The following is a 7,271-nucleotide window of genomic DNA, read 5'->3' as shown; positions in this document are numbered from 1 at the left end:
ATAATGGTGCAAGATCTCAGACTAGGAAAGGACAAATTTTTGTCTATCCATGATGATTTCGTCCCCGTATGACTTCAAACCCTTCTACGAATGAGGTGGGGAGTTTTTACGCAAAATTTTTAATTGATTTTTGTGTAATAGAAAGTTACACAGTGTATTATGGGTTGATGCTTGTGTCACAACCTGGTTGCGTTAGTCAGTCTAAATGAGGTTGGGGTTAACTGCTGCTCGGTAAATTTGGTGCATATCTAGTATTATAAATGAGCAATAACCTGTACTTTTTTCAGCAAATCAAAAGTTAAATATTATACGTATTTCCCAGTCATATTTTGTGTAGATATAGGACTCATATTTGATTTTTGAAATGTACGTAGTAGGGTGCGTTATGCCTCTGGCTCACCATGAGCATCAGGCTATAGTGCGTTATGCTACGCAATAAGACTACAGATACTTAGATTTGTTGCTCAAATCAAATCGGATTCCTATATTTGATTTTTAAAAAAAACTTAGTACACCTTTATTGCTTCTTAAGAGTTCCCTGTTAAGAGTTCCCTGTTAAGAGTTCTCTGTTCAAAGATTGCTATATTGCCAGTCTAATTGAAAATATGTGTTGCCCCAAACAAATGTGGGAAATTAAAAAAATAGTGTGATTCTGATAAAGTTTATGTAAAACCAGACGTGGAACACTCTTAAATGTAGATAATGACAGAAAAGCGCTGTCAGGGTAATTACGATGCAAATGATTTCCTATTCTACGCAGCCTCATTGTCAAACGATATCAAATGATATTTGAGAAGTCATCAAGCATTTTGTTAATTTATGAAAAATAAATTCATTTCACATCTGGGTGGACTATATCGTAGCCAACGAAATAGTAGTTATTTACGATTCAGACAATTTTTCAAGTTTTTTCTCTGTCTGATGACTGCAATGAGTATTACATTGTACTTTACAGCCAGAGTCGTACCTGCCACAAAAGCCTACACAACATCTTGGATAGGTAATACTTATGGTGGTAAGAAATGGGTGCAAAATTATGTAGAGGCAATGTATGTCGGTTCTGATGGCACAGTATACACCGACAGCACTTGGGATGAAGCTGGAAGAGAAGCAGGAATATATAAAGATGGTGATGTTATTGGTCCTGACTTTGAGCTTCATGGTTGGAGTCGTGTAGGCGGGAAAGCCATAACAGTCACTGATAAATATATTTACCTTGCTATGGTTCAGGGATCAATGGGCAAGATACCAGAGGATTACCCACCGGAAAAAACAGCTTGGTACTGTGTCAGACGCTATACTTTGTCTGGAAAGCCTGCGGGTTTTGCAGGAGGGCGGGGCTATGACAAAAGTATGCTGATTGTCAGTACAAAAAGCCCAGTCACAGGATTAGCAATTGTAGGGAAAGAGTTATATGTCGGTATTGCTGAGGCAAACCGCATTAGTGTCTACAACACTGACACAATGACGGAAGTCCGGAATTTTTCTGTTCCCAATCCAAAACAGATAACAGTTGATAAGCAGGGAAATCTGTGGATTATACAAAGTAAGAATGGCAGTAGCCCTGCTCAGATTTTACATTATTCAAGTCAAGGAAAGCGTTTGCCTGAGGTCATTGCTGATGTTGTTGATGCAAGTGCGATCGCACTCGACAATCAAGGCAGACTTTTGGTCGCAGAAAATGGACCTCGTCAGCAAGTCTTGATATATAACATTACAGCAAAGCCAACACGAGCAGGAACTTTCGGAGTCGAGGGGGGCGTTTATGCTGGTGTTCCTGGTGAAGTTGGAGATTTAAAATTTTACGGTATTACTGGAGTGGGTACAGATGCAGCAGGTAATATCTATGTAAATAGTAATGGTTTCAATAATTCAGGAACCGACTTAAGAAAATTTTCGTCATCAGGAAAGTTACAATGGCGATTACTGGGTTTGCACTTTGTGGATAATGCAGATACAGATCCTCAAAGTGATGGCACAGAAGTATACACCAAGCATGAATACTTCCGGATGGACTATAAAAAACCATCAGGTAAGCAATGGAGTTACAAGGCTTACACCTTAAATCCTTTTAAATACCCCCAAGATCCACGGATCCACACATCGCCAACTTCAGTTTTCTTCCGGCGCATCCAGGGGAAACCTTTTATGTTTCTCACAGATATGTATGCTAGCTTTATGGAAGTTTATCGTTTTAATCCAGTTACAGATGGTTATATTGCAATACCATCTGCTATGTTTTCTGCTACATCCATGAATCATGGTAAGCCCGTTCAAAGTTGGCTGTCTAATCAACCTCAGGAAGAAAAGGATTGGATTTGGCGCGATCGCAACGGTAACGGTGCTTTTGATCAGGGTGAATATGATACTAGAACCCTAGATTATCCTTACCTTGGAGGATGGTGGGTAGATAGCAAAGGCGACTTATGGAAAACTCTGCGAACGAAAGTTGGTATCCTGCATTTTGTTGTACAGGGGCTAGATCAAAAGGGTAACCCGATTTACTCCAGCAGTTCTATGAAAAAGGAGACAACTCCTAACCAAATTACAGATTTGCGAAGGATTGAGTATTTCCCTGACACAGACACCATGTATTTATCAGGCTTTACTAAAGACCATCCTCCGATTGGAGATGATTCTGGAGTCGTTGGTTCTGAAATTATACGTTATGACAATTGGAGTAAAGGAAACCGCACTCCCCGGTGGCGAACCGTGATCCCTTATGACACAACTGGAAAGCGCGAAGTGATGACAGCAGCGATGAGTGTCGCCGGAGATTATGTATTTGCCGTTACAGGAAAAACATCAGAGGTATATGTTTACAAAGCAGCGACAGGAAAGCAAGTACAAAAGTTAAAACCTGGTCCAGAAGTGGCTGGTGAAAGTGGCTGGATTGATATACCTTACGGTATCCGTGCTTTTCGCCGATCAAATGGAGAGTACATAGTATTTGTTGAGGAAGATTTGAAAGGAAAGGTGATTATGTATCAGTTACCGCGCTAAGTGTATGATAGTTTTTGGCACTCATTCCCTAACTGTGTTTGGGAATGAATAACGAAGCAATTATGACAGGCTTTGCCTGTTTTTTTTCAAATATTGGGGCTAGTCGTGAACTCTTGGCACGCATCTGTCGCATTCTTTTGGCGAAATCGGTATGCTCAAGATTTGTAACTTAGATAACATTTAAGCAGTAAATTTATAATGTTTTTACAAAAAATGAAAATATCTTGAATAAGAAAGTATAAAAAATAAGAGATAATGGCAGTGTCTTAAGTATTTTTTTGCACCTTTATGAAAAAAGAGCCGCGACGCACGCGTTCAGTGTTCGCGATAGCCTATGCCGTAGGGATAGGCTATCGCCCTTTACTGTTCTCAAGTTGAATGTCTACCTCGTAGCTTTGTTAAGAGATTTTGGGATATTGTCAAATTTTTGACAAAGCAGAATTTTAAACTGCTGCCTGTTTTTTAAGATCCCGCGTTTATCAGCGGTTGCTTCTATTGATACTGAATGAAGATAAGCTATTTGTAACAAGCGACCACTGTGGAGCTCATAGTAAATGCGTATACTACATCTTACAAACCACGTACAAGAGATTGGTAACGGTATCGTTAATGTGGCAATAGACCTTGCTTGTATGCAAGCAAAAGATGGTCATAATGTTGCTGTAGCCTCCTCTGGAGGAGAATATGAGACATTACTCAAATCTTATGGCATCAGACACTTTCATCTAGACCAGTCAAGAACACCGTTAAATATTATCAAAGCGGTATGGCGATATCGGAACATTGTGGATGAGTTTAAACCAGATATTGTTCACGTACATATGATGACGGGAGTTATACTGGCGGCGACTCTCAGGTTCGGTTATGAATATGGTTTAATTGCCACAGTACACAACGAATTCCAGCGCAGTGCCACATTGATGGGCTTGGGTGACCGAGTGATTGTCGTCAGTCAAGCAGTGGGAGACTCGATGGCACGGCGTGGTATACCAAAAGAAAAAATGCGGGTTATATCCAATGGCACATTAGGCAGTCCCCGCCAGCGCAGCATCAAAGAATACGAACCGCAACCCCTACACCATCCTGCGATTACAACAGTATCAGGGATGTATCGGCGTAAGGGAGTCGGGGAATTAATAGATGCTTTTGTTGAAATTGCTGCCGATTTTCCCGATGCCCATTTATACTTGGTAGGTAATGGTCCTGATCGCGAGTCATTGGAAGAACAAGCGCGAAATACTCCTTTGACTTCCCGCATTCATTTTGAGGGTTTCCAAACAGAACCAAAGAGATATTTACTCGCAACTGATATCTTCGTACTTGTTTCTCACAAAGATTCTTCACCGCTTGTGATTCCAGAAGCACGAGAAGCTGGTTGCGCGATCATTGGTTCTAATGTAGATGGTATACCTGAAGCTTTGGACGGTGGGAAAGCAGGTATTCTCGTACCAGTAAAAGACAGCCATACCTTGGCAGAAAATTTAAGGCAGTTGTTGAGCGATCGCGATCGCCTGCAATGGTGGAGGACTCAAGCATCTCAAAATTTAGAAAGGCTCAGTGCTGCTCGCGTTCATAAAGAAACACTAGCTGTCTATACAGAGTTAAGACCAAATAACACGCCCAATAAGTATGAATATGCTGAAGCTAAGCTAATTCATAAATAACACATTACACGACAGATTAATCTGTTATCGATGACTCGTAATTCGTCATTTAAGTCATAATTTTAAATGACGAATTACGAATGAAAATTACACTGTTTTTCATAGATGAAATTATGCATTTTATTGTCACTGGCGGAGCAGGCTTTATAGGTTCTCACCTTACTGAACAGTTGTTATCAGAGGGTCACTATGTCACTGTGATTGACAACTTGACGACAGGTAATTTACAAAACCTGCCTGAACATTCCCGGTTAAAATTTCTGCACAAAAATATATTAGACTGTCACCCAGAAGATTTTTCCACACAGATTGATGGCATTGCTCATTTAGCAGCTACTCCATCGGTTACCGAATCTTGGTTAAAGCCACTGGAAGCACATGATAATAATTTATCTGCAACTCTAGCTGTGATTGAACTTTGTCAGGCTTTAAAGATTCCTAAGCTAGTCTTTGCTAGTTCTGCTGCTGTATATGGTAACAAAACACCTCTATCAATTTCAGAAGATCAGCCTCCCGCTCCCATATCTCCTTATGGTTTGCAAAAATTAGTAAGCGAGCAATACGCTGTCCTTTTTGCTAAACAATACAACTTTTCATTTATTGGCTTACGCTTATTCAATGTATATGGACCTCGACAAGTACCTGGTTCTCAATACTCTGGAGTGATTTCCATATTTGTTGATGCAATGCTTAAAGGCTTACCCATCAATATTTATGGCGATGGTAGTCAGACAAGAGATTTTGTCTTTGTGAAAGACGTAGCAACTGCTTTTGCCAAAGCGTTAACAACTCCACTAACACCTGGTTTGGCATTAAGTTGTAATATTGGCACAAGTAAAACAACTTCAATTCTTCAGCTTGTGAATATTATGAGAAATTATTTTCCAAAATGGGAATTGGAACCTGGCTTTGCACCTTCTCGTCATGGAGATATTCAACACTCACTCGCTGATATATCTAAAGCGTTGTCAGTTTTAAATTTTGTACCTCAGTGGTCTATAGAATCTGGTTTGAAAAATTTGATAGAATATTCTCAACAACAGAATTCATAGAATGGTGAATATATCTTGTACAACTTTTTCTGATGAAGAACCTCAAAAAGATTATAAAAGAACTACACTTTTATGTAGTAAATAGTTTCCCAGTTCCTATCGCGAACAAACTGCCATTAGGTGCGCTGACAAAAAAGGAAAGATGGTCTATTGGAATCTATACTGGCAAATCCCCTGTTGATTTCCAGGCTCCTAAAGAGATAAAAAATCCTGTCTTGACACGCCGGAATGTATCAGATGTCAGGGCTGGGTTTGTTGCAGACCCTTTTATGATTAAAGCTGATAGCACCTGGTTCATGTTTTTTGAGGTGTTAAATCAACAGACACGTAGAGGAGAAATTGGGTTAGCAACCAGCAAGGATACAAAGAATTGGAAGTACGAACAAATTGTACTTGCTGAACCATTTCACTTATCTTATCCCTACGTTTTTGAGTGGATGAATGAGTACTACATGATTCCGGAAACCCATCAGGCAAACTCGATCCGATTATACAAAGCAAGTAAGTTTCCTACAGAATGGAGTTTTGTTGGTAATCTCAGTAGTGGTGCGTCGTTTTTAGACGCTTCTATTTTCCGTCACGCTGATAAATGGTGGCTATTTACGGAAACAAATCCCCAGCATAAATTTGACACTCTCCGCCTCTATTATGCTGATGAGTTGCTTGGTTCTTGGATAGAACACCCAAAAAGTCCAATTATTACTGGTAATGCACACATTGCCAGACCAGGCGGTAGAGTTGTCGTGATAAATGATAAGATTATTCGCTACACTCAAGACTGTCAGCCCGACTATGGCACACAGCTCAGAGCATTTGAAATTACTGAGTTGACAACGACAAGTTATCAAGAACGAGAAATCGAGCAAAACTTAGTGCTGAAACCTACTGGTGTTGGTTGGAACGGTGCTGGTATGCACCATATTGACCCTCACTTTATCCATGAAGGGCAATGGATTGCTTGCGTTGATGGTAGAGGGTAAGAAGAACGCACCAACGCAAAAAATCCCCCCGGATTCCATCCGTGGGATAAAAACCCCGTTCTGAAGGACGGGGACTCATAAAGCAATACGGTTCAGTAAAGGATAAAGTAGGTTGGGGAGGACAGTGCCGGGGTGAGGCAGCGCGGTCTTGGGGGTTCCCCCCATGAGCGACTGCCGAAAGGGTTTCCCGACTTGAGGCACCTGTCCGTTGAGCCAGCGCGAATGACGGTGACGACAACAGAAGTGCGGGAGGGGAGCCAGTGCGGTCTTGGGGTCTCCCCAAGTAGAGCACCTGGCGTTTTCCCGACAGCCAGGCATCTGGCGTATGCGCAAAGCGCACGCCCTCTGGGCTAAAGCCGTCAGGCGTGCCGTAGGCATATCCGATAGGCGCAGCCGTGCCGCAGGCATAGGGCTTTCCGCTCTCACGGCAAGTCTGGCGTTTAAGCGTAGCGCAACCCAACACAACAAAATGTTTATTCTTGGGTTTGGTAAACTTTTCACTAAAACGCAACAAAGGTCAAAAGTCAATAGTTCTTATTGACTTTTGACTGCCTTGAGGAAAAAATTACAAT

General features: G+C 41.2%; 5 protein-coding genes. 4 read left to right on the top strand and 1 reads right to left on the bottom strand.

The features are described 5' to 3' along the window. Positions 1–819 precede the first annotated feature (819 nt). From DP116_RS03795 to DP116_RS03780, 4 genes are all read left to right on the top strand, one after another. A complete protein-coding gene (locus tag DP116_RS03795) occupies positions 820–3,003 on the top strand; it encodes an NHL repeat-containing protein (RefSeq protein WP_169153900.1) in 2,184 nt (727 codons plus the stop codon). Positions 3,004–3,557: 554 nt separating this feature from the next. Then, entirely contained in the window at positions 3,558–4,667 is a 1,110-nt protein-coding gene (locus DP116_RS03790) for a glycosyltransferase family 4 protein (RefSeq protein ID WP_169153899.1), read from the top strand. Positions 4,668–4,747: 80 nt separating this feature from the next. Next, entirely contained in the window at positions 4,748–5,719 is a 972-nt protein-coding gene (locus tag DP116_RS03785; RefSeq protein ID WP_246275468.1) for an NAD-dependent epimerase/dehydratase family protein, read from the top strand. Between the two features lie 32 nt (positions 5,720–5,751). Continuing rightward, a complete protein-coding gene (locus DP116_RS03780) occupies positions 5,752–6,699 on the top strand; it encodes a glucosamine inositolphosphorylceramide transferase family protein (RefSeq protein WP_169153898.1) in 948 nt (315 codons plus the stop codon). Here DP116_RS03780 and DP116_RS03775 read toward each other — a convergent pair. Further along, on the bottom strand, positions 6,653–7,162 hold the full coding sequence (locus DP116_RS03775) for a hypothetical protein (RefSeq protein WP_211173061.1): 510 nt from the start codon (positions 7,160–7,162) through the stop codon (positions 6,653–6,655). The genes DP116_RS03780 and DP116_RS03775 overlap by 47 nt on opposite strands. Positions 7,163–7,271 lie beyond the last annotated feature (109 nt).

Origin of the sequence: Brasilonema bromeliae SPC951 (genome assembly GCF_012912135.1) — a bacterium.
Lineage (GTDB): Bacteria > Cyanobacteriota > Cyanobacteriia > Cyanobacteriales > Nostocaceae > Brasilonema > Brasilonema bromeliae.
Note: the sequence above shows the minus strand (reverse complement) of the source record. Positions and strands in the feature narration are given on the sequence as shown.